The organism is Pectobacterium polaris, from assembly GCF_002307355.1.
GTDB classification, from domain to species: Bacteria; Pseudomonadota; Gammaproteobacteria; order Enterobacterales; family Enterobacteriaceae; genus Pectobacterium; species Pectobacterium polare.
The window spans coordinates 3109866-3130068 of the sequence record NZ_CP017481.1 but is presented as its reverse complement, the minus strand read 5'-3'; the positions used below and the strand labels follow the sequence as shown (position 1 = coordinate 3130068).

Below are 20203 nucleotides of genomic sequence, written 5' to 3'. Positions count from 1 at the left end.
TATGACAAAGCGCCGAGAAAACCCGGCGCTGGGACTGTATAAATTCACAGGAGTGTAGCTGAATTTATCGGGTTTTGCACCCACACGTTTACCGGGTCTTAATGACCAGACGGTTGCTTTGCTTCACTTCTTCCATCACCACGTAAGTACGGGTGTCGTTTACGCCCGGCAAACGCAGCAGCGTTTCGCCCAGGAGCTTACGATAAGCAGACATGTCCGGCACGCGTGTTTTCAACAGGTAGTCAAAATCACCGGAAACCAGATGACACTCCTGAATTTCTTCCAGCTTCTGCACCGCAGAGTTAAACTGTTCAAACACATCAGGCGCACCGCGGTTTAGCGTTATTTCAACAAAAACCAGCAGTGACGCATCCAGATAATGCGGGTTTAGCAGCGCTGTGTAGCCATTAATAAAACCCTGTCTCTCCAGACGACGCACACGTTCCAGACAAGGCGTTGGCGACAGCCCAACACGTTTGGAAAGCTCGACATTGGAAATACGCCCATCTTTTTGCAATTCGTTCAGGATGTTACGATCAATACGATCGAGATCTTTTCCTGGCCGTTTTTTAGTGTCTACCATTATTATTGTCTCTCTTCACTTTTCCCTGCACCCGCTTTACCCCGATAGACCTCATGTATCAGAGCTACCCTTAAAGAAGACACGCTGCCTATTTTGTATATCAACAGTCATTAACTTCTCGTTCTCGCCCCACGTATTGCTTACCCGCGAAGAAGACCATCACGTCATATCCGTGGCCCAAAGGCCTACCTGCGCAAAAACGAATAAAAAGCCGAGCTTTTAACTGTTCACATACAAAAAATTTCCTCTTACCCAGATGTTTTCGCAAATGCACAGCCGATTGTCAAAGCAAAACAACGAAAATCAGAAGAAACTGCCAGATTGGATAAGCTAGAGCCCTTCGCCGAGGTGACTTCAATCATTTTACTTATGAATGTGGCTGATTTTTCAGCGATTTGTCGTCACCATCGCCATTAACGATTAAACAAATAGCCAGCAACTTTTCTGCATACTTTTTTTACTCTTGTAATTTCCTTACAATCATTCGCATTGTCCGTGGTAGAGACGGTTCGTAGTAAAGAAACGTGTTTGTCGTAGAGACCGTTCATATGAACCTTATCCGCCGTCATGAAATGAGGAAAGCATGGGTACTGTTAAACATCACAAGTTATTGATTCTGGGTTCAGGCCCGGCTGGCTACACTGCCGCTGTTTATGCTGCACGGGCGAATTTACAGCCAGTATTAATCACTGGTATGGAAAAAGGCGGTCAGTTGACGACCACGACCGAAGTAGAAAATTGGCCGGGTGATGCCGATGATTTAACTGGCCCGCTGTTAATGGAGCGTATGCATGCACACGCGACCAAATTCAATACTGAAGTGATCTTCGATCATATTGAACGTGTTGATTTGCAGAACCGTCCCTTCCGTTTATTCGGTGATAGCGCCGAATACACCTGTGACGCACTGATCATCGCTACCGGGGCATCAGCGCGTTATCTCGGTCTGCCATCTGAAGACGCGTTTAAAGGCAAAGGGGTTTCTGCCTGCGCAACCTGTGACGGGTTCTTCTACCGTAACCAGAAAGTCGCCGTGGTTGGCGGCGGGAATACCGCGGTAGAAGAAGCCTTGTATTTGTCTAACATCGCGGCGGAAGTGCATTTAATTCACCGTCGCGAGACGTTCCGCTCAGAGAAGATTCTGATCGATCGCCTGATGGACAAAGTTAAAAACGGCAACATCATCCTGCATACCAATCGTACGCTGGACGAAGTGCTGGGCGATGACATGGGTGTAACCGGTGTGCGTATCCGCGATACACAGAGCGACGCTGCAGAAGAGCTGGAGCTGGCTGGCGTGTTTATCGCTATCGGCCACAGTCCGAACACGGCCGTGTTCGGCGGTCAACTGGAACTGGAAAACGGTTATATCAAAGTGCAGTCCGGTATTCACGGCAACGCAACACAAACCAGCATTCCTGGCGTCTTTGCCGCAGGCGACGTCATGGATCACATCTACCGTCAGGCCATTACCTCCGCAGGTACTGGCTGTATGGCGGCACTGGATGCTGAACGTTACCTTGACGGACTGACCGTCAACAAGTAATACGCTGCTGATAACGGAGCGGCGACGGCCGTTCCGTTTTCTTCACTTCTGGCTTACCTTCCGCAACACAAAATTGATCGCCTCACCCATTTCCCCTCTCCTTTTCGTTTGCAGCGCGCCCCTGTCGCGGTAACATGGCGTCATTCTGCGTGATAGAAGATAATTTTGTTAACTAACAGTTGCATGAGAGTTATTTTCTGTTAAGTCCATTTCTGCAATATAACGAACTGGTGCCTGATGAAAAAAACCAGACAGCAAGAACTGACCGCCTGGCTGAAACAGCAGAGTAAGCTGGCGCAACGTTGGCTACGGATTTCACTCCTGCTTGGATTCCTGAGCGGTGCGTTAATCGTGGCGCAAGCCTGGCTGTTAGCTACGCTGCTTCATGCCTTGATTATCGAGCATGCTACTCGCGAATCCCTGCTCTCCCCCTTCCTTCTGCTGATCGGCACATTTATTCTGCGCGCACTCAACAGTGTGTTACGCGAGCGTGTTGGCTTCCTTTGCGGACAAGCCGTTCGACAGCAAATTCGTAAGCTGGTACTGGATCGATTACAACAGCTTGGCCCTGCCTGGGTACAGGGCAAACCCGCTGGCAGTTGGGCAACGATGATTCTTGAGCAGGTTGATGACATGCAGGATTATTACGCCCGCTACCTGCCGCAGATGTATCTTGCCGCGCTGATTCCGCTGCTTATCTTAATCACGATTTTCCCGCTCAACTGGGCCGCAGGCCTGATTCTGTTTCTCACTGCCCCGCTTATCCCGCTTTTTATGGCACTGGTTGGCATGGGCGCAGCGGATGCCAACCGACGTAACTTTCTGGCGCTGGCACGCCTGAGCGGACACTTCCTCGATCGCCTGCGCGGGATGGAGACGCTACGTCTGTTCCATCGTGGCAAGGCTGAAATCGAACAAATCCGTCATGCTTCCGAAGATTTCCGTAGTCGCACGATGGAAGTGCTGCGCATGGCGTTTCTCTCCTCGGGCGTGCTGGAGTTTTTCGCTTCCATTTCAATCGCCGTGGTCGCCGTTTATTTCGGTTTCTCTTATCTCGGGGAACTGGATTTTGGTCATTACGGCATGGGTGTGACGCTCTTCGCTGGTTTTCTTGTACTGATTCTGGCACCGGAATTCTTTCAGCCTTTACGCGATTTGGGCACCTTCTATCATGCCAAGGCTCAGGCTATCGGCGCAGCGGAATCGCTGGTGACTTTTTTGTCAGAGGAAGGTGAGACGGTCGGCTTTGGCACACACGAATTCAGCAGCAATACCGCCATTGCTATCCGAGCGGAAGATCTGGTTGTCCTCGCGCCGAATGGCACACCGCTGACCCAACCGTTGACGTTCGATATTCGCGCAGGTGAACGTATCGCGCTGGTCGGCCTCAGCGGAGCAGGGAAAAGCTCACTGCTTAATGTGCTGCTGGGATTCCTGCCCTATCGCGGTTCACTCACCGTCAACGGTCAGGCATTGAACATGCTAACGCCTGAATCATGGCGTAAGCAGTTAAGCTGGGTCGGACAAAATCCCCACTTGCCGGAACAGACGCTACGCAGCAATATTCTGCTGGGTAATCCGCAGGCCAGCCCTTTGGAATTGCAGTATGCGATTGAGCACGCGTATGTACAGGAATTTTTACCGCAGCTCCCGCAGGGTCTGGAAACGACAATCGGTGACGGTGCGGCACGCCTTTCTGTCGGACAAGCACAGCGCGTCGCCGTTGCCCGTGCGCTCATTCATCCTTGCAACTTACTGCTGCTGGATGAGCCGTCAGCCAGTCTGGATGCCCATAGCGAGGATCTGGTCATGACGGCGCTGAACGACGCGGCACGTTCGCAGACCACGCTGCTGGTCACGCATCAGCTCACCGAGATTGCCGGGTATGACACGATCTGGGTCATGGACGGCGGTCGGTTAGTTCAACAGGGTGATTATCAAACACTCCGAGCCGAAGCGGGTCCCTTCGCGACACTGCTGGCACAAAGACAGGAGGCGCTGTAATGGCTCAGATGAAAACGATGCAGGTATTAAAACCGTTTCTGGCGCTTTATCGTCAGCACTTCTGGTATTTGAGTCTGGGCGTGATATTAGCCATTGCTACGCTGCTGGCCAGTATTGGTCTACTCGCCCTATCCGGCTGGTTTCTGGCGGGTGCTGCGCTGGCAGGGATCGTCGGGCTACTCACCTTTAACTATATGCTGCCCGCCGCTGGCGTGCGGGGCGCAGCGATTGCACGTACGGCCGGACGCTACGGGGAAAGAGTCGTCAGCCACGATGCCACCTTCCGCGTTTTGCTACGCTTGCGTGTTTTCACCTTTTCTCGCATTCTGCCGCTCTCTCCGGGGGGACTAGCACAATTTCGTCAGGCTGAACTGCTAAACCGGCTCGTGGCAGACGTGGATACGCTCGACCACCTCTATCTCCGCGTGATTTCGCCCATCGTCAGCGCATTCGCCGTCATTCTTATCGTTTGCTATGGCCTGAGTTTCATTGATGCCTCACTCGCTCTGACGCTGGGTGCCATTATGCTGGCACTGCTGCTGTGTCTGCCGATTGTCTTTTATCGAGCAGGAAACGGCATCGGACAAGATTTGACCGCGCTGCGTGCACAATACCGCCTTCAGTTAACGACCTGGCTGCAAGGTCAGGCGGAACTCACCGTCTTCGGCGCACTCAGTCGCGTCCGTCAACAGTTGGCTCTGGTGGAAATTAACTGGCTGCGCCGCCAGCGCCAACAGGCCAACCTTACCGGCCTATCTCAGGCGGTGATGATTTTATGCAGCGGACTGACCGTTACGCTGATTCTATGGCTGGCAGCAGATGGCGTTGGCGGTAATCCGCAGCCCGGTGCGTTGATTGCCCTGTTCGTGTTCGCCTCGCTTGCGGCTTTCGAAGCGCTGGCACCCGTCACGGTGGCCTTCCAGCATATGGGACAAGTGATTGCCTCCGCTGCTCGGGTCGATCAAATCATTCGCCAGCCTGTTGATGTCACGTTCCCAGAGAGTGGGCCAGAAACCTCACGCGAGGCGTCTCTCGATGTCTCACATGTCGGTTTCACCTATCCCGGTCAACCACTGCCCGTGTTGCAGAATATTACCCTTTCCATTCAACCGGGCGAGCATCTGGCGCTGCTGGGACGTACCGGATGCGGGAAATCGACGCTATTGCAATTGCTGACCCGGGCATGGAATTGTGAATACGGCGAGATTACGCTGAATGGACATCCCCTTGCCGATTGGCGGGAAGACGATCTCCGCGCCATGATGAGCGTGGTGCCGCAGCGCGTGCATATTTTCAGCGCAACGCTGCGTGATAACCTGTTGCTGGCAGCACCGACCGCACGAGATGAAAAACTGGCCGAGGTATTACAGCAGGTTGGGTTAGAAAAACTGCTGGAAAACGAAGGGCTGAATGCCTGGCTGGGCGAAGGCGGTCGACAGCTGTCCGGTGGCGAACAGCGCCGTATCGCATTAGCACGTGCCTTATTGCACGACGCACCGCTCGTTCTATTGGATGAACCGACTGAAGGGTTGGATGCAGAAACCGAAAAGCGTATTCTGCAACTGCTCCGCCAGCACTGTGCCAATAAGACGCTGATCGTCATCACTCATCGGCTATACGGCTTAGAATCGATGGATCGCATCTGCATTCTGGACGATGGAAAAGTGATCGAACAGGGCAGCCATCAGGCTTTAATGGCACAACAAGGTCGTTATTGGCAATTCCGCCAGCACGTTTAAGGCAATTTCCGTGAAATACAACGTTTGAAAAACATGCGCCTATACCAGCTTTCGTCTCAATCGCTTCAGTTTCCTGATCCGAATCATGCATTGGATGACCCCAACGGCCTGCTGGCCGTTGGCGGCGACCTCTCCGTCGCCCGGTTAAACGCAGCTTACCGACAGGGAATTTTCCCTTGGTTCTCTCCCGGTGAGCCGATCTTATGGTGGTCACCAAACCCACGCGCGGTCCTGTTTCCTGATGAACTCCATCTCAGCCGCAGCATGAAAAAATTTCTGAAGCGCCATACGTTTCACGCGACGCTGAATCAGGCATTTGATGATGTCATTCACGCCTGCGCGCATGAGCACCATGACGGCACTTGGATTACGCCGGACATTATCTCGGCTTATCGCCAGCTTCATCAGGTCGGAAAGGCACATTCTGTCGAAGTGTGGCAGAATGGCGCACTGGTGGGTGGGCTCTATGGTATTGAGCAAGGACGATTATTTTGCGGCGAGTCGATGTTCAGCCGTACGGATAATGCGTCAAAATACGCGCTGCTGGCGTTTCAACAACATTTTATTCGCCATAGTGGTCATCTGATCGACTGTCAGGTGCTAAACTCCCATACCGCTTCTCTCGGCGTGAGTGAAATACCCCGAGATCGCTTTCTGCAACAGCTTTCTCAGTGGCAGGATATTGCGGTCGATGACGGCTGCTGGCGACCACAACAGCTCGCAGAACCCGCATTCTGATAGAGAAATCGGGTAAATAACGCCCCAAACGTGAACGCTTCTTTACATAATGTCGGTTTTTCGGCATTATCTTGCGGTTAAAAAATAAAGGTAGTTAGACCTAGAGGATTCGATGGCCAAAGAAGACAATATTGAAATGCAAGGCACCGTGCTTGATACGCTGCCCAACACCATGTTCCGCGTTGAATTGGAAAACGGGCACGTGGTTACCGCTCATATCTCCGGTAAAATGCGTAAAAACTATATCCGCATCCTGACGGGTGACAAAGTCACTGTAGAGTTAACCCCGTACGACCTGAGTAAAGGCCGCATTGTCTTCCGCAGCCGCTAACCGGTTCGCTCATCGCTGATCACAGCGATATATGAGGATGTGACTCCCTCCCCAGCCCTTCCCTTCATGGCAAGGGCTTTTGTTTTTTAAAACAGTTTTTGGGGAGCCATACTATTCAGTACGGGCCAAGAACGTAAAAAGGGATGCCTCAGCATCCCTTTTAGATAACACAGAATATTGATTAATTAACGCTTTCTGCTTTCCGCTTCTGCGCGCTCTGGAAGCCGTACGTCAGCTGTTGCGTCTCTTTATCCAGTTCCACCGTAACCGAGCCGCCGTCCACCAACGAACCAAACAGCAGCTCGTTAGCCAGCGGTTTCTTGAGGCTTTCCTGCATCACGCGAGCCATTGGTCGAGCACCCATTGCTTTGTCGTAGCCTTTTTCTGCCAGCCAGTCGCGCGCTTCATCGCTCACTTCCAGCGACACACCTTTCGCATCCAGCTGTGCCTGAAGCTCTACAATAAACTTATCGACAACCTGCTGAATGACATCGGTCGACAGATGGTTGAACCAGATAATGCCATCCAGACGGTTGCGGAACTCCGGCGTAAAGACCTTCTTGATCTCTTCCATCGCATCCGTACTGTTGTCCTGATGGATGATACCAATCGATTTACGCTGTGTTTCACGCACGCCTGCGTTGGTGGTCATGACGACAATGACATTACGGAAATCCGCTTTGCGGCCATTGTTGTCCGTCAGCGTACCGTTATCCATCACCTGCAACAGCAGGTTAAAGACGTCAGGATGCGCTTTTTCGATCTCATCCAACAGCAGCACCGCATGAGGATGCTTAATCACGGCATCCGTCAGCAGACCGCCCTGATCGTAGCCCACATAACCTGGAGGCGCACCAATCAAACGGCTAACCGTATGGCGCTCCATGTATTCGGACATATCAAAGCGCAGCAGTTCGATATCCAGTGCTTTGGCCAGCTGTAACGTGACTTCCGTCTTACCCACACCGGTAGGACCGGCAAATAGGAAGGAACCGACCGGCTTACGCTCCTGACCCAACCCTGCACGGCTCATCTTGATAGACTCGGACAGTGCTTCGATTGCCTTGTCCTGCCCAAACACCAGCATTTTCAGGCGGTCACTGAGATTTTTCAGCACATCGCGATCGCTGGCAGAGACGGTTTTTTCTGGAATACGGGCGATGCGGGCGACAACCGATTCAATATCACTCACGTTGACCGTTTTCTTGCGTTTGCTGACCGGCATCAGACGGCTGCGCGCACCCGCTTCATCGATCACATCAATCGCTTTATCCGGCAGATGGCGATCGTTGATATATTTCACTGCCAGCTCTACCGCAGCACGAACCGCTTTTGACGTATAGCGAACATCATGGTGAGCCTCATATTTCGGCTTCAAACCATTAATGATTTGTATAGTTTCTTCCACGCTAGGTTCAGTGATATCGATTTTCTGGAAACGACGCGCCAGCGCCCGATCCTTTTCAAAGATATTGCTGAATTCCTGATAGGTAGTCGAACCGATCACGCGAATCTTGCCGCTGGAAAGCAGCGGTTTAATCAGATTAGCGGCATCAACCTGACCACCGGATGCTGCACCCGCGCCGATAATCGTGTGGATTTCATCAATGAACAGAATACTATTTTTATCCTGTTCCAGCTGTTTCAACAGCGCCTTGAAGCGTTTTTCAAAGTCACCGCGGTATTTGGTGCCTGCCAGCAGCGCGCCGATGTCCAGCGAGTACAGGGTGCACTCCGCCATCACTTCCGGTACATCGCCCTGCACAATACGCCAAGCCAGCCCTTCAGCAATCGCGGTTTTACCGACGCCAGATTCGCCGACCAGCAGCGGGTTATTTTTACGACGGCGGCACAATACCTGAACCGTGCGCTCCAGTTCTTTTTCCCGGCCAATGAGCGGATCGATACCGCCAACGCGAGCCAGCTGATTCAGATTGGTGGTGAAGTTTTCCATACGATCTTCCCCTCCTGCCTGTTCTTCATTGACGGGACTTTCAGGGTTCGGCGCCTGATCGGATTCTTCTTTACGCGTGCCGTGAGAAATGAAGTTCACCACATCCAGACGGCTGACGTCATGCTTGCGCAGCAGGTAGGCGGCCTGAGATTCCTGTTCGCTAAAAATCGCGACCAGAACGTTGGCACCAGACACTTCGCTGCGGCCGGAGGACTGCACGTGGAAGACGGCGCGTTGGAGTACGCGTTGGAAGCTGAGCGTGGGTTGCGTTTCTCGCTCGTCGTCACTCTGCGGTAATGTTGGTGTGGTTTGCTCAACAAACGCTTCCAGTTCCTGGCGTAGCGCGGCTAAATCTACCGTGCAGGCTTCCAATGCTTCACGGGCGGCTGGGTTACTGAGCAGAGCCAACAGCAGGTGCTCCACGGTCATAAACTCATGTCGGTGCTCACGCGCTCTGGCGAAAGCCATGTTGAGACTGAGTTCCAGTTCTTGATTGAGCATAGGCACCTCTCCCAATAAATCGCCTGACTTCAGGCTTTTTCCAGCGTACAGAGCAGCGGGTGCTCGTTTTCTCTGGCATAACGATTGACTTGTACGACCTTGGTCTCAGCCACTTCAGCGCTGAATACGCCACAAATTGCTTTGCCCTGATAATGCACGCTTAACATAAGCTGTGTGGCACGTTCAATATCATAAGAAAAGAACTTTTGCAGAACGTCAATAACAAATTCCATCGGGGTGTAATCATCGTTATTCAACACCACGTTATACATCGATGGCGGCTGCAATTTTTCTTTCTGTTTATCGGCGGTCAGGTTCTCAGATTGTGACCACGTACTGTTGTTTCCCATTCTCTATCCACATCATGTAACGAATATCGCGACTCACGACATCGGTCTGTTTATTCCCAATAGATCCGAGAAGCAGGAAATGAGCGCCTGCGACTTGAAAGATGACGGGTATCTCTACATTTACAGTAGCACGTCTGCTTTTTATTTTACCACCTGAGGGATTAAATGGTTCCCGGAAAGCAAAATTCAAGGCCTGTAACCGATATCTTGATTACGCAACGCGATCGTAGGTTCATCAATAGCGTTATCTGCATCAAACTTTGACAAACTGCTCTCCTCACCACACGGTGGATCGCTTGACGCCGAGATCGATTTCACTAAAGTGTACGGATGAATTGATGGGGTTTTAATCAATTCGTATTCGTAGTAACCAAATAACCACACCTTACTGAAAAGAATACTCTTGCGAAGGATGTCAATGCATGGAGACAGGTACTGTTAAATGGTTCAATAATGCCAAAGGGTTTGGTTTTATCTGTCCAGAAGGGGGCGGTGACGATATCTTCGCGCACTACTCAACCATTCAAATGGATGGCTACCGGACTCTGAAAGCCGGGCAGGTTGTCAGGTTTGATGTTCATCAAGGGCCAAAAGGCAATCATGCCTGCCTGATCGTGCCACAAATCGCCGAGGCCGTATCCTGACCCTTTCTACACCCTACACATCGACTCAGAACACACTACGCTAAACCGTAAAATGACTATAATGCGACAAATGCCGTTCGTTATATCGAGCGGCATTTTTTTATTTGTAGAGACTGTTAATCTGCACGCCCGCGGGCCAACCACAGCACGCGGGAGAACATGCTGCGAATAAGCGGTGGGATTGCCTCGTTGCCCATCGCTGCGGCTTCCATCGCCACTTCAATCGCCAAATCGGGCTTGGATGAACGATGGATCGCCTTGATGATGATTTTATGCATCGAGAGCGGCACTTTCTCCGGTAACTGCGCGATGCGGTGATAAACGTGGCTGAATCCCTCACGATACATGTAGTGTTCCATGTCCGATGCGGGCAAGACGGTCAAATGATCGCGCTCGCTTTCGCCCTGTGCGGTTAACATGCTTTTTGCCGTTGCGGCATATTTTTTCCCCGCGTCGTCACCATCAACCAGCACATGCCATTCAATCCCCATATGACGTGCGAACCTCAGCAATGGCCGGAGCCCTGACTGGGCAAATTCAATCACTTTCACCCCTTCCGCCTCAAAATGGTGTCCGCATTGGCGCGCCAGTTCATTCAGCATCCAGACTTCGGTTTCCCCTTCCACCAGCAGCCAGCAGCGGGCAAAGAGTGATGCGGGTCTATTCATACGAATGTGAAACGCAATGCGTCGGCTGTCTTCCGCATTCATCCCCTGACGACCAATGCGGTATGTCGCCACCCGTGAGGATTCACGCACCAGACGGCACACCTGCTCCATCGGCACCAGCGACAGCAGCTCGCCTGAATTCGTTGTGGTGACCTTTTGGAGTGGCAACTGCACCAGAAGCCCCCAGGCGACGGATAGCATAATCGGGTGCAGCCGGGTTTCTGGATCTTCAATCAGCAAGAGCGGACGCGCATGGGGATCTAACGCAACTGACCCTTTCGCCTGTAACAGCGTAGAAAACAATTCCAGCAGGATAATTCGGCGACTGCGGCTATTAGGATCGGCAATCAGGCGATTGATGTTATCCAGCGATCGCCACGATTTACCGTTGTGCGTTCGTGCATGCCGATGATGGCGTCGGTCGTTACCCGTGGCGTTCTGCTCGGAAAAATAGTGCTCCAGCAGTTGCCGCATCGCCACCAGCCCCTGACGCAGTTCTTTATCCGTCAGCTTCTGCGGATTTTGTACCAGCTCGCGCATCAGTTGCTCGAACTGCTGAGCCAGCTTTTCATTGCTGTTATCTAACGTCGCGGCCAACGTCCCGGAACGCAGGCGCCGCATAAAACGCGCATCACGCAGCCGCAGCACCGGATGCAGGCGGATAATCTCTCTGGCCAGTTCATCAATATCATCCAGCGGTATCGGGTGCCCGTCAGCGTCCAGAAAGCTGCGCCAGGTGAAGACCGACTGGCTTTCGTCCACTTCACCTTCCAACCGATAAAAAACGCGGTATAGCGACGCATCGCCTTCCACCCAAACGGGACTAAGCGAACGGTAGCGAGGAGATAAATGATGGCCGGGTGCCGTCTCGCAAAACGTGAAAATAACCTGAAGATGCTTTTCCCGACTATTTTCATCTCCCGGCGTGAAGTGAAAATCCTGCATATCAAAATGATAAAGTGGTAGCGTCGGTGCCAGCAGCAGCGAGAGCGCATCCAGCAGGCTTGATTTCCCCCAGGCGTTCTCACCAATCAGTACGTTGTTCTCGTCTAGCGTCAGCGACAGACGATTAATTCCCCGAAACCCCAGGATTTCAATACTTTCCAGATGCATCTTTCCCTCCTTTAGCAGCGGCCTGCGCGTTTCTGCTGCAAAAATGCTCACTGTATAGAATATCCTGCCAGACAGCGCTTTACTCACCCCGATAATTTGTTTAATTTTAATAGATTATCGTTTTTCTTCCCGCCAAGTGTAGCCGATGAATCCCGCGATGTTGTCAACACACGGTTTGTGTTTCCGCCGTGTCGATGCCTATCGGGGTAGAACTGAAGAAGAAAAGCCTCATGGTTTAACTACGGCAATCCCCGCCAATCCTAAAATACGGGTTAGCGCCGTTTTTCTCGCGTAAGGACATCAATTCTGTGATGTATTCAGGATTATTAATTATTTTATTACCGCTCATCATTGGCTATCTGGTACCGCTGCGCGGCAAAAAAGGATTACAGCTGATTAACCAACTGCTGAGTTGGATGGTGTACGTTATTCTGTTTTTGATGGGCATAAGCCTGGCTTTTCTGGAAAATCTCAGCAGCAATTTGTTACTGATCTTCCGCTACACCGCCGTCTTCGCCTTCTGTATTGTCGCGGCAAACGGCATTGCCTTGTGGCTGTGGGAAAAACGCAGCGCATGGCGTAGCAAGTACAAAGACGCGACTCCGCCGTCCAGACTGCGGATGATCCTTGAATCGTTCAAACTCTGTGGCGTGGTATTCGGTGGTTTTTTGCTGGGCTTAACGCAATGGCCGGGATTCACCTACGCCAGTAAAGGCAGCGAATATGCCCTGATCTTCCTGCTCTTTCTGGTGGGCATTCAACTGCGTAACAGCGGGATGACGCTGCGCCAAATCGTATTAAACCGTCGCGGTCTGGTCATCGCGCTTATCGTCGGTATCAGTGCGCTCGGTGGTGGCCTGCTGGCCGCGTGGATTCTGGGTCTGCCGCTGAAAACCGGTCTGGCGATGGCATCCGGCTATGGATGGTATTCACTGTCAGGCATTTTGCTGACCGATGCCCTCGGGCCCGTCATCGGCAGCACCGCGTTTTTCAACGATCTGACTCGCGAGCTATTGGCGATTATGCTGGTTCCCGTGTTGGCACAGCGTAATCGCTCCAGTGCATTAGGCCTTTGTGGTGCAACCTCGATGGATTTCACGCTGCCCGTTTTGCAGCGCAGCGCGGGTATTGATGTCGTGCCTGCTGCCATCGTACATGGTTTCTTATTAAGTCTCGCGGCTCCCATATTGATGGCGTTATTTTCTTCATAAGCGCACACTGAACACCGTTTCTCCCCTCGTTTATGGGCTGTGATTGAGAGTGATTTTCATTGCCCATCACCAAACTTGCGCTAAATCAAATTTACCTAAAGTTGCAGTAAAAAAGCCTTTTTACCTGCCTCGGCTAACACTATGCTTTAAACAAGCATTTAAAATGCAACTTAAAAAAGGAAGTCATTATGTTTTGTGTGCAATGTGAACAAACGATTCGTACCCCTGTTGGAAACGGCTGCTCTTACGCGCAGGGCATGTGCGGCAAAACCGCAGAAACCTCCGATCTGCAAGACCTGCTGGTCGCTGTGCTGCAAGGGCTTTCTGCCTGGGCGCTGAAAGCGCGCGAGTTGGATATCATCGATCACGATGTCGACAACTTTGCGCCACGCGCCTTCTTCTCTACGTTGACCAACGTTAACTTCGATTCACAACGCATTATTGGCTACGCACAGGAAGCCATTACACTGCGTGAGTCGCTGGCTGTTCGCTGCCGTCTGCATGACGCGACCGCGACCGTGGATCATCCAATGGCAGCCCTGCAACTGGCGGGCAACGATATTCCGACCTTACTGCAACAGGCAGCAGATTTTGCGCTGGACAGCGATAAAGCCAGCGTCGGTGACGACGTTCATGGCTTGCGCATGCTCAACCTTTACGGCCTGAAAGGCGCAGCGGCCTACATGGAACACGCCCACGTTCTCGGTCAGTATGACAACGCGATCTATGCCGAATACCATGCTTTCATGGCATGGCTGGGTACACAGCCATCCGATGTTGACACCCTGCTGAACAACGCAATGGGCATCGGTAAAATGAACTTCAACGTCATGGCGATCCTTGACCATGGCGAGACTAATGCTTACGGCCATCCACAGCCGACCTCCGTTAACGTCCGCCCAATTGCGGGTAAAGCGATTCTGATTTCGGGTCATGACCTGAAAGATCTGCGCATGCTGCTGGAGCAAACCGAAGGCACTGGCGTAAATATTTATACCCACGGTGAAATGCTGCCTGCGCACGGTTACCCAGAGCTGAAAAAATTCACGCATCTGGCAGGCAACTACGGCAGCGGCTGGCAGAACCAGCAGACTGAGTTTGCCAAATTCCCTGGCGCAATCGTCATGACCTCCAACTGTATTATCGATCCAAACGTGGGTAACTACGGCGACCGCATCTGGACGCGCAGCATCGTTGGCTGGCCGGGCGTGAACCACCTGGAAGGCGACGATTTCAGCCCAGTTATCGAACAGGCACAGGGTCTGGCCGGTTTCCCATACAGCGAAATCGAGCACATGATCACCGTCGGTTTTGGTCGTGAAACACTGTTGAGCGCCGCGGATACCGTTATCGATCTGGTTGCACAGAAAAAGCTGCGCCATGTCTTCCTGGTTGGCGGATGTGACGGTAGCCGTGAAGAACGTAGCTACTTCACGGACTTTACGCTGAACGTTCCGCAAGATTGCCTGATCATGACGCTGGCCTGTGGTAAATACCGTTTCAACAAACTGGACTTCGGTACGCTGGAAGGCCTGCCACGTCTGCTGGATGTCGGCCAATGTAATGACGCCTACGCGGCAATTATTCTGGCCGTTAAGCTGGCGGAGAAACTGGGCTGTGGCGTGAACGACCTGCCGCTGAGTCTGGTGCTGTCTTGGTTTGAACAGAAAGCAATTGTCATCCTGCTCACCCTGCTGTCCCTCGGCGTGAAGAATATCTACACCGGGCCAACGGCACCGGGCTTCCTGACGGAAAACCTGCTTGCCATTCTGAACGACAAATTCGGTATGCGAGCAATTACCACCGTTGAACAGGACATGAACACCATTCTGGCCGCTTGATGAATCAATGCGGACGGAGGAGCGCGTTCCTCGTCACGCAGCGTGAGGTGTCGGCATTGATGCCTCACGCTCAGCCCAGTGTCTTATGGGCCGCCATTTTTACACGCTTCACCGTACCCGTTTGTTATGGAGATTGATTATGACCATGCCCGCACTACAGATTGGGCCGACACCGCTTTGCTCTAACCGCATGCAGGTACATTCGATTACTCGGGAAACGCCTGATGTCTGGACGATTTCACTGGTTAATCATGATTTTTATCCGTATCAGCCGGGTCAGTATGCGTTAGTCAGCATTGCCAACAGCGCGGAGACGCTACGGGCTTATACGATTTCTTCTTCACCGGGCCTCAGCCGCTTTATTACCTTGACGGTAAGAAGACTGGACGACGGTGTCGGCTCCCGTTGGCTGACCCAAGCGTTGAAAGTCGGTGACTATCTGTGGCTGTCCGATGCACAAGGCGAGTTTACCTGCGCCAACGCAATCAGCGATCGCTACCTGATGGCGGCGGCAGGCTGTGGCGTCACGCCGATTATGTCGATGTGCCGCTGGCTGCTGGCAAACAAACCGCAAACCGATATTCACGTTATTTTCAACGTGCGCAATCCGTTGCAGGTGATCTTCGCCAAAGAATGGCAGGATCTGGTGCAGCGTTATCCGCAGCAACTGCATCTGACGCTAATGGCAGAGTTTGACGCTACGCCCGGTTTTCTCTCTGGACGCATCAGCGGCGACCTGCTGATCGAACACGTGCCGGATATCGCCAGCCGCACCGTGATGACCTGCGGCCCAGCGCCGTACATGAATCAGATTGAGACCCTGAGCCAGCAGCTTGGTGTTGCCTCAAACCGCATCTTCAAAGAACAATTCCGCCCGGCAGATGAAGTACTGGATGAAGATGCCGATCAGCTCACGCTGACCATCAGCCGTCCGCTGAAAAACCTGCGCGTTCCGGTAGGTATCAGTCTGCTGGCCGCACTGGAAGCCAATAAGGTGCCGGTTGTCGCCGCCTGCCGCGCCGGTGTTTGCGGGAGCTGTAAAACCCGCGTGCTATCCGGTAATTACACCACCAGCAGTACCATGACGCTAACACCAGCCGAGATCGAACAGGGCTATGTTTTGGCTTGTAGTTGCCAGTTGCAAGGCGACACCGTTCTGGCCTGATACGCCCTCGCTTTACCCCTTCTGCCCGGTAGCCTCGGCTATCGGGCAGGTAGGCCGTGTTAAATTACGCGTGGTTTCAGGCGAGTATTAATCCCTATTTTTCATCGCTTTTTGCCCTTTCCCCATTTGTCTTTTCCCGATTCGTCTTTTCTCGATTTGTCTTTTCCAGATTTGCCTTTTCCCGATTATAGTAAGCCATGGTTATATCTTGCTGTGGAGCCGCTGGCACATGACATCCCCCTCAGCCCCGATCTTGATTCTGGGCGCAACTGGCTACATTGGCCGCCATTTAACCGAGCGGTTGAGCAAACAAGGCAATCGAGTCATCGCTGCCGGTCGGAATATCGAATCCCTCGCGTCACGAAATTGGCCAGGCGTCGACTGCCAACAGGTTGATCTCGCTAAGCCAGAAAACCTGCCTGATGGTCTGTGGGGCGCGGAGACGATCTATTATCTGGTGCACAGCATGGGCGACGGTGCGAATTTCGTCGCAAGAGAACGAATGACCGCTATGAACCTGCTGCTAGCACTGGCCTCCAGCCGCGTAAAACAGATTATCTATCTGGGATCGCTTCAGGCGAAAGACGATACCTCACCGCACATGCAAGCACGCCAGATCACGGGAGATGTTTTACGCAGCAGCGGTATTCCCGTCACAGAGCTGCGTGCGGGCATTATTATCGGTACCGGTTCGGCGGCGTTCGAGATTATGCGCGATATGGTCTATAACCTGCCGATACTGACGCCGCCACGCTGGGTGCGTTCTAAATCGTCCCCCATTGCGCTGGAAAACCTGCTGGTGTATCTGATCGGCATCGCGCAGCACCCCGCGACAGAAAACCGCATCATGGACGCCGCAGGCCCCGAATACATCAGCTACCAGACCATGTTCGAGCGTTTCATTCAGATCAGCGGCAAACGCAGATTGCTGATTCCCGTTCCCATGCCGACGCATCTGGTATCTGTCTGGTTCTTACATCTGGTGACATCAGTCCCTCCATCCATCGCCCGCGCGCTGATTCAGGGGTTAAAACACGACTTACAGGCCGATGGCCGCGAACTCCAGGCATTGATCCCACAAACGCTGATGAGCTTTGATGACGCCGTGCGTCTCACGCTGCAAAGCGAAATGGAGAGCGTACAGCGTGCGGACTGGGGCGATGACACCGAGGTTCGCGCGCGCTGGAAGCCAAATTACGGTTTTTACCCCAAACAGGCGGGCCATACGATGGAGACGCCCGCGTCCAGTCAGGCGCTCTGGCAGGTCATCCAGCAGGTCGGTGGCAAAGAAGGCTATTTTTACGCCAATACGCTGTGGAATATCCGCGCCCGGCTCGACGATCTGTGCGGCAACCGTGTCACTTACGGACGCCCCGAGCGCCCAACGCTGGAAGTGGGCGACAAGATTGATGGCTGGAAGGTTATCTCGATCAAGCCACAGCGTCAGCTAGTGTTGTTATTCGGCATGAAAGCACCGGGACTGGGTAAACTCAACTTTACCATCACCGATAAGGGCACCCACCGAACGGTGGATGTGCGCGCCCGCTGGCACCCTTCTGGGTTCAACGGACTGGTCTACTGGTTTCTGATGATGCCCGCTCACCTGTTTATCTTCCGTGGTATGGCGGCGCGTATTGCGAAACTGGCAGAGAAGGAAACGGTTTAGCGGCTGCCGTATTTCTCCAGCAGCGCGTCGACAATCGCTTCACTCTGCGCATCTGGCTGACCTTGATAGTTCTCGGGGCGGAAATGCATCTGGAAAGCGGCAATCACCTGCCGCTTCTCACGCGCGGTCATCGTGTCCTGCACCGAGTAGCCATAGCGCCCCAGCTTTTCCAGTAGAACCGCTTCATCTACTGGCTGCAATGGCAGCCGTCCGTTCAAATAGAACGCGACCTGCTGCGCATCCGGCCAGGCACCAATGCCCGCTTGTGCCAGAGTCTGCCAGGGGAACAACGGCCCAGGGTCTTGTTTCCGCTGTGGGGCAATATCGCTGTGTGCCACCACGTTCCGCGGCGCAATCCGATAGAGATCGACAATATCGCGGGCGATCGCAGTCACGAGCTGAATCTGCGAGGCAGTGAACGGCTCCCACGTATAGCCCGTTAGCGTGCGTTGATAGCCTGCGTTTTCGATCTCAATACCAATCGAGGAATTATTCAGTCGACTAAATCCACGCCAGCTACTGGCTCCCGCATGCCAGGCAGCCTGAGACTCCGGCACCAGTTGCCAGGCAAGCGGCTTGCCGCGCCGCAGAGGTGGGTGTGCTGGAATCAGATAATGGGCGCTGACGTGATCATCCGTCAGAATATTCAGTGAGGTGGCAAAATCTTCCGCCGTATAGTGAATCACCAGAAAGCGGATACGGGATTCCTGCGCCCGAGATTGCAATGCGGTCTCCAGCACATAATTATTCTGTTCTTTCAGCGAGGAAGCTGATTGGCAACCCGCCAACAGCCCCAACGCTATGCAGACCATCCATTTCAACATCGTTATTCCACTCTATACGTTCTTCCACACCATCTCTTCGCCAACTCACCCTCTTATCCAGGCGATTCTCGCTGCTAGCGACGAACTTTTACTGCGGTACCGCTAACGGTCACCATCAGCATGCTGCCATCCTTCCCGACAGTTTCATAGTCAAGATCGATGCCCACAATGGCATTCGCTCCTAAATCTTCGGCCTGCTCCTGTAACTCTTTGAACGCAATTTGCCGCGCCTTACGTAGCTCCTTCTCATAGGCACCAGACCGGCCGCCGACGACATCGCGAATACTGGCAAAAAAGTCACGGAAGATGTTCGCGCCCAGAATGGCTTCGCCAGTCACGACGCCACAATATTCAGTAATGGTGAAGCCTTCCAGATTCGGCGTAGTGGATAATTGCATGTCGTCTCCTTTCACTGCTTTTTAATGTCAATGCTCAGCGCTGCTGATGAGAAAGCGCGAGCTCAGCGGTAAGTCACTATTTTGTGCTATTATTTAACCAACAAATCGCTTATTGGCAAATTTTAACCCACGGTGATTGCATAACTATTCTGCCGACGTTAACATTCGCCGCATCAATGTCTATTCAATTCTTACGCATGAGTATTCAACTAAACGGCATTAACTGTTTCTACGGTACATACCAGGCGCTATTTGATATCACCCTCGATTGTCCTGCGGGTGAAACGCTGGTTCTTCTTGGTCCCAGCGGTGCGGGAAAGAGCTCGCTGATACGCGTTCTTAATCTGTTGGAAATGCCACGTTCTGGCAAGCTTTCCATCGCCGGTAATCAGTTTGATTTTCAGCGCACGCCATCTGACAACGCGATCCGTGAATTGCGTCAGAATGTCGGGATGGTGTTTCAGCAATATAATTTGTGGCCGCATTTGACCGTGGTGCAGAACCTGATCGAAGCGCCCTGCCGCGTGCTGGGGCTGAGTAAGGAAGAAGCGAAAGCGCGGGCAGACAAGCTGCTCACGCGCCTGCGCCTCAATGACTTTGCCGATCGCTTCCCTCTTCATCTTTCTGGCGGACAGCAACAGCGTGTCGCGATTGCCCGTGCGCTGATGATGGAACCTCAGGTTCTACTGTTTGATGAACCGACTGCCGCGCTGGATCCAGAAATTACCGCTCAGGTTGTCAACATCATCCGTGAATTGGCAGAAACCGGGATTACGCAGGTGATTGTGACCCACGAAGTTGAATTTGCCCGTAAAACGGCCAGCCGTGTGGTGTATATGGAAAACGGCCGCATCGTTGAACAAGGGGATGCGACGCACTTTACCCAGCCGCAGACGCCTGAATTCGCTGGCTATTTGTCACATTGAT

Annotated in this window: 17 protein-coding genes; 11 read left to right on the top strand and 6 right to left on the bottom strand. The window is 52.8% G+C overall.

Annotation, left to right across the window (positions count from 1 at the left end; translation table 11 throughout):
- Positions 1-88 precede the first annotated feature (88 nt).
- Complete coding sequence (lrp, locus tag BJJ97_RS14100; RefSeq protein ID WP_005967536.1) at positions 89-583, bottom strand: leucine-responsive transcriptional regulator Lrp; 495 nt, start codon at positions 581-583, stop codon at positions 89-91.
- Between the two features lie 583 nt (positions 584-1166).
- On the opposite strand from lrp, the gene trxB reads away from it, so the two are divergent.
- The 5 genes from trxB (at position 1167) to infA (ending at position 6941) form a co-directional block, all read left to right on the top strand.
- The gene (trxB, locus tag BJJ97_RS14095; protein ID WP_010277214.1) at positions 1167-2129 is read left to right on the top strand and encodes a thioredoxin-disulfide reductase; all 963 of its coding nucleotides are present in this window, start codon (positions 1167-1169) and stop codon (positions 2127-2129) included.
- 237 nt (positions 2130-2366) lie between these two features.
- Positions 2367-4133, top strand: a complete 1767-nt coding sequence (gene cydD / locus BJJ97_RS14090) for a heme ABC transporter permease/ATP-binding protein CydD (RefSeq protein WP_095994346.1) — start codon at positions 2367-2369, stop codon at positions 4131-4133.
- A 17-nt stretch (positions 4134-4150) separates the two neighbouring features.
- Positions 4151-5872 carry a heme ABC transporter ATP-binding protein/permease CydC gene (cydC, locus tag BJJ97_RS14085; RefSeq protein WP_167385225.1) on the top strand — a complete coding sequence of 574 codons (1722 nt, stop codon included), beginning with the start codon at positions 4151-4153 and terminating at the stop codon, positions 5870-5872.
- Between the two features lie 33 nt (positions 5873-5905).
- Positions 5906-6610 carry a leucyl/phenylalanyl-tRNA--protein transferase gene (gene aat, locus BJJ97_RS14080; RefSeq protein WP_095994344.1) on the top strand — a complete coding sequence of 235 codons (705 nt, stop codon included), beginning with the start codon at positions 5906-5908 and terminating at the stop codon, positions 6608-6610.
- 112 nt (positions 6611-6722) lie between these two features.
- Positions 6723-6941 carry a translation initiation factor IF-1 gene (gene infA / locus BJJ97_RS14075; protein ID WP_002211347.1) on the top strand — a complete coding sequence of 73 codons (219 nt, stop codon included), beginning with the start codon at positions 6723-6725 and terminating at the stop codon, positions 6939-6941.
- Positions 6942-7122: 181 nt separating this feature from the next.
- Here the strand turns inward: infA and clpA are convergent, their stop codons facing one another.
- Both clpA and clpS read right to left on the bottom strand, forming a co-directional pair.
- Entirely contained in the window at positions 7123-9396 is a 2274-nt protein-coding gene (gene clpA, locus BJJ97_RS14070; protein ID WP_095699222.1) for an ATP-dependent Clp protease ATP-binding subunit ClpA, read from the bottom strand.
- Positions 9397-9425: 29 nt separating this feature from the next.
- Entirely contained in the window at positions 9426-9746 is a 321-nt protein-coding gene (gene clpS, locus BJJ97_RS14065) for an ATP-dependent Clp protease adapter ClpS (RefSeq protein WP_095699221.1), read from the bottom strand.
- A 422-nt stretch (positions 9747-10168) separates the two neighbouring features.
- On the opposite strand from clpS, the gene cspD reads away from it, so the two are divergent.
- Positions 10169-10390: a cold shock-like protein CspD gene (cspD, locus tag BJJ97_RS14055; protein WP_095699219.1), complete on the top strand. Its 222-nt coding sequence runs from the start codon at positions 10169-10171 to the stop codon at positions 10388-10390.
- A gap of 116 nt (positions 10391-10506) precedes the next feature.
- On the opposite strand, the gene BJJ97_RS14050 is transcribed toward cspD, so the two are convergent.
- On the bottom strand, positions 10507-12171 hold the full coding sequence (locus tag BJJ97_RS14050; protein ID WP_095994342.1) for an ATP-dependent endonuclease: 1665 nt from the start codon (positions 12169-12171) through the stop codon (positions 10507-10509).
- A 311-nt stretch (positions 12172-12482) separates the two neighbouring features.
- Here BJJ97_RS14050 and BJJ97_RS14045 point away from each other — a divergent pair, with 311 nt between their 5' ends.
- The 4 genes from BJJ97_RS14045 to BJJ97_RS14030 all read left to right on the top strand — a co-directional run bounded on the left by BJJ97_RS14045 (position 12483) and on the right by BJJ97_RS14030 (position 18054).
- Positions 12483-13382, top strand: a complete 900-nt coding sequence (locus BJJ97_RS14045; protein ID WP_095994341.1) for a lysine exporter LysO family protein — start codon at positions 12483-12485, stop codon at positions 13380-13382.
- A gap of 188 nt (positions 13383-13570) precedes the next feature.
- Positions 13571-15223, top strand: coding sequence for a hydroxylamine reductase (gene hcp, locus BJJ97_RS14040; protein ID WP_095994340.1), 1653 nt, complete (start codon positions 13571-13573; stop codon positions 15221-15223).
- Between the two features lie 139 nt (positions 15224-15362).
- The gene (gene hcr / locus BJJ97_RS14035) at positions 15363-16388 is read left to right on the top strand and encodes an NADH oxidoreductase (RefSeq protein ID WP_095994339.1); all 1026 of its coding nucleotides are present in this window, start codon (positions 15363-15365) and stop codon (positions 16386-16388) included.
- A gap of 229 nt (positions 16389-16617) precedes the next feature.
- Positions 16618-18054, top strand: coding sequence for a DUF2867 domain-containing protein (locus BJJ97_RS14030; protein WP_095994338.1), 1437 nt, complete (start codon positions 16618-16620; stop codon positions 18052-18054).
- On the opposite strand, the gene BJJ97_RS14025 is transcribed toward BJJ97_RS14030, so the two are convergent.
- Together BJJ97_RS14025 and BJJ97_RS14020 are read right to left on the bottom strand one after the other, a co-directional pair.
- The gene (locus BJJ97_RS14025; RefSeq protein ID WP_095994337.1) at positions 18051-18878 is read right to left on the bottom strand and encodes an N-acetylmuramoyl-L-alanine amidase; all 828 of its coding nucleotides are present in this window, start codon (positions 18876-18878) and stop codon (positions 18051-18053) included. The genes BJJ97_RS14030 and BJJ97_RS14025 overlap by 4 nt on opposite strands.
- Before the next feature lie 74 nt (positions 18879-18952).
- Positions 18953-19276, bottom strand: coding sequence for a heavy metal-binding domain-containing protein (locus BJJ97_RS14020; protein ID WP_005967367.1), 324 nt, complete (start codon positions 19274-19276; stop codon positions 18953-18955).
- Between the two features lie 197 nt (positions 19277-19473).
- Here BJJ97_RS14020 and artP point away from each other — a divergent pair, with 197 nt between their 5' ends.
- Entirely contained in the window at positions 19474-20202 is a 729-nt protein-coding gene (gene artP / locus BJJ97_RS14015) for an arginine ABC transporter ATP-binding protein ArtP (RefSeq protein WP_193438339.1), read from the top strand.
- Position 20203: the final 1 nt, after the last annotated feature.

Bases quoted from the DNA above. Each gene is read 5' to 3' on its own strand.
- BJJ97_RS14050 (WP_095994342.1), bottom strand. From the start codon at position 12,171: ATGCATCTGGAAAGTATTGAAATCCTGGGGTTTCGGGGAATTAATCGT.
- cspD (WP_095699219.1), top strand. From the start codon at position 10,169: ATGGAGACAGGTACTGTTAAATGGTTCAATAATGCCAAAGGGTTTGGT.
- lrp (WP_005967536.1), bottom strand. From the start codon at position 583: ATGGTAGACACTAAAAAACGGCCAGGAAAAGATCTCGATCGTATTGAT.
- BJJ97_RS14045 (WP_095994341.1), top strand. From the start codon at position 12,483: ATGTATTCAGGATTATTAATTATTTTATTACCGCTCATCATTGGCTAT.
- aat (WP_095994344.1), top strand. From the start codon at position 5,906: ATGCGCCTATACCAGCTTTCGTCTCAATCGCTTCAGTTTCCTGATCCG.
- clpA (WP_095699222.1), bottom strand. From the start codon at position 9,396: ATGCTCAATCAAGAACTGGAACTCAGTCTCAACATGGCTTTCGCCAGA.
- BJJ97_RS14020 (WP_005967367.1), bottom strand. From the start codon at position 19,276: ATGCAATTATCCACTACGCCGAATCTGGAAGGCTTCACCATTACTGAA.
- infA (WP_002211347.1), top strand. From the start codon at position 6,723: ATGGCCAAAGAAGACAATATTGAAATGCAAGGCACCGTGCTTGATACG.
- hcr (WP_095994339.1), top strand. From the start codon at position 15,363: ATGACCATGCCCGCACTACAGATTGGGCCGACACCGCTTTGCTCTAAC.
- trxB (WP_010277214.1), top strand. From the start codon at position 1,167: ATGGGTACTGTTAAACATCACAAGTTATTGATTCTGGGTTCAGGCCCG.
- cydD (WP_095994346.1), top strand. From the start codon at position 2,367: ATGAAAAAAACCAGACAGCAAGAACTGACCGCCTGGCTGAAACAGCAG.
- cydC (WP_167385225.1), top strand. From the start codon at position 4,151: ATGCAGGTATTAAAACCGTTTCTGGCGCTTTATCGTCAGCACTTCTGG.
- BJJ97_RS14025 (WP_095994337.1), bottom strand. From the start codon at position 18,878: ATGTTGAAATGGATGGTCTGCATAGCGTTGGGGCTGTTGGCGGGTTGC.
- hcp (WP_095994340.1), top strand. From the start codon at position 13,571: ATGTTTTGTGTGCAATGTGAACAAACGATTCGTACCCCTGTTGGAAAC.
- clpS (WP_095699221.1), bottom strand. From the start codon at position 9,746: ATGGGAAACAACAGTACGTGGTCACAATCTGAGAACCTGACCGCCGAT.
- BJJ97_RS14030 (WP_095994338.1), top strand. From the start codon at position 16,618: ATGACATCCCCCTCAGCCCCGATCTTGATTCTGGGCGCAACTGGCTAC.
- artP (WP_193438339.1), top strand. From the start codon at position 19,474: ATGAGTATTCAACTAAACGGCATTAACTGTTTCTACGGTACATACCAG.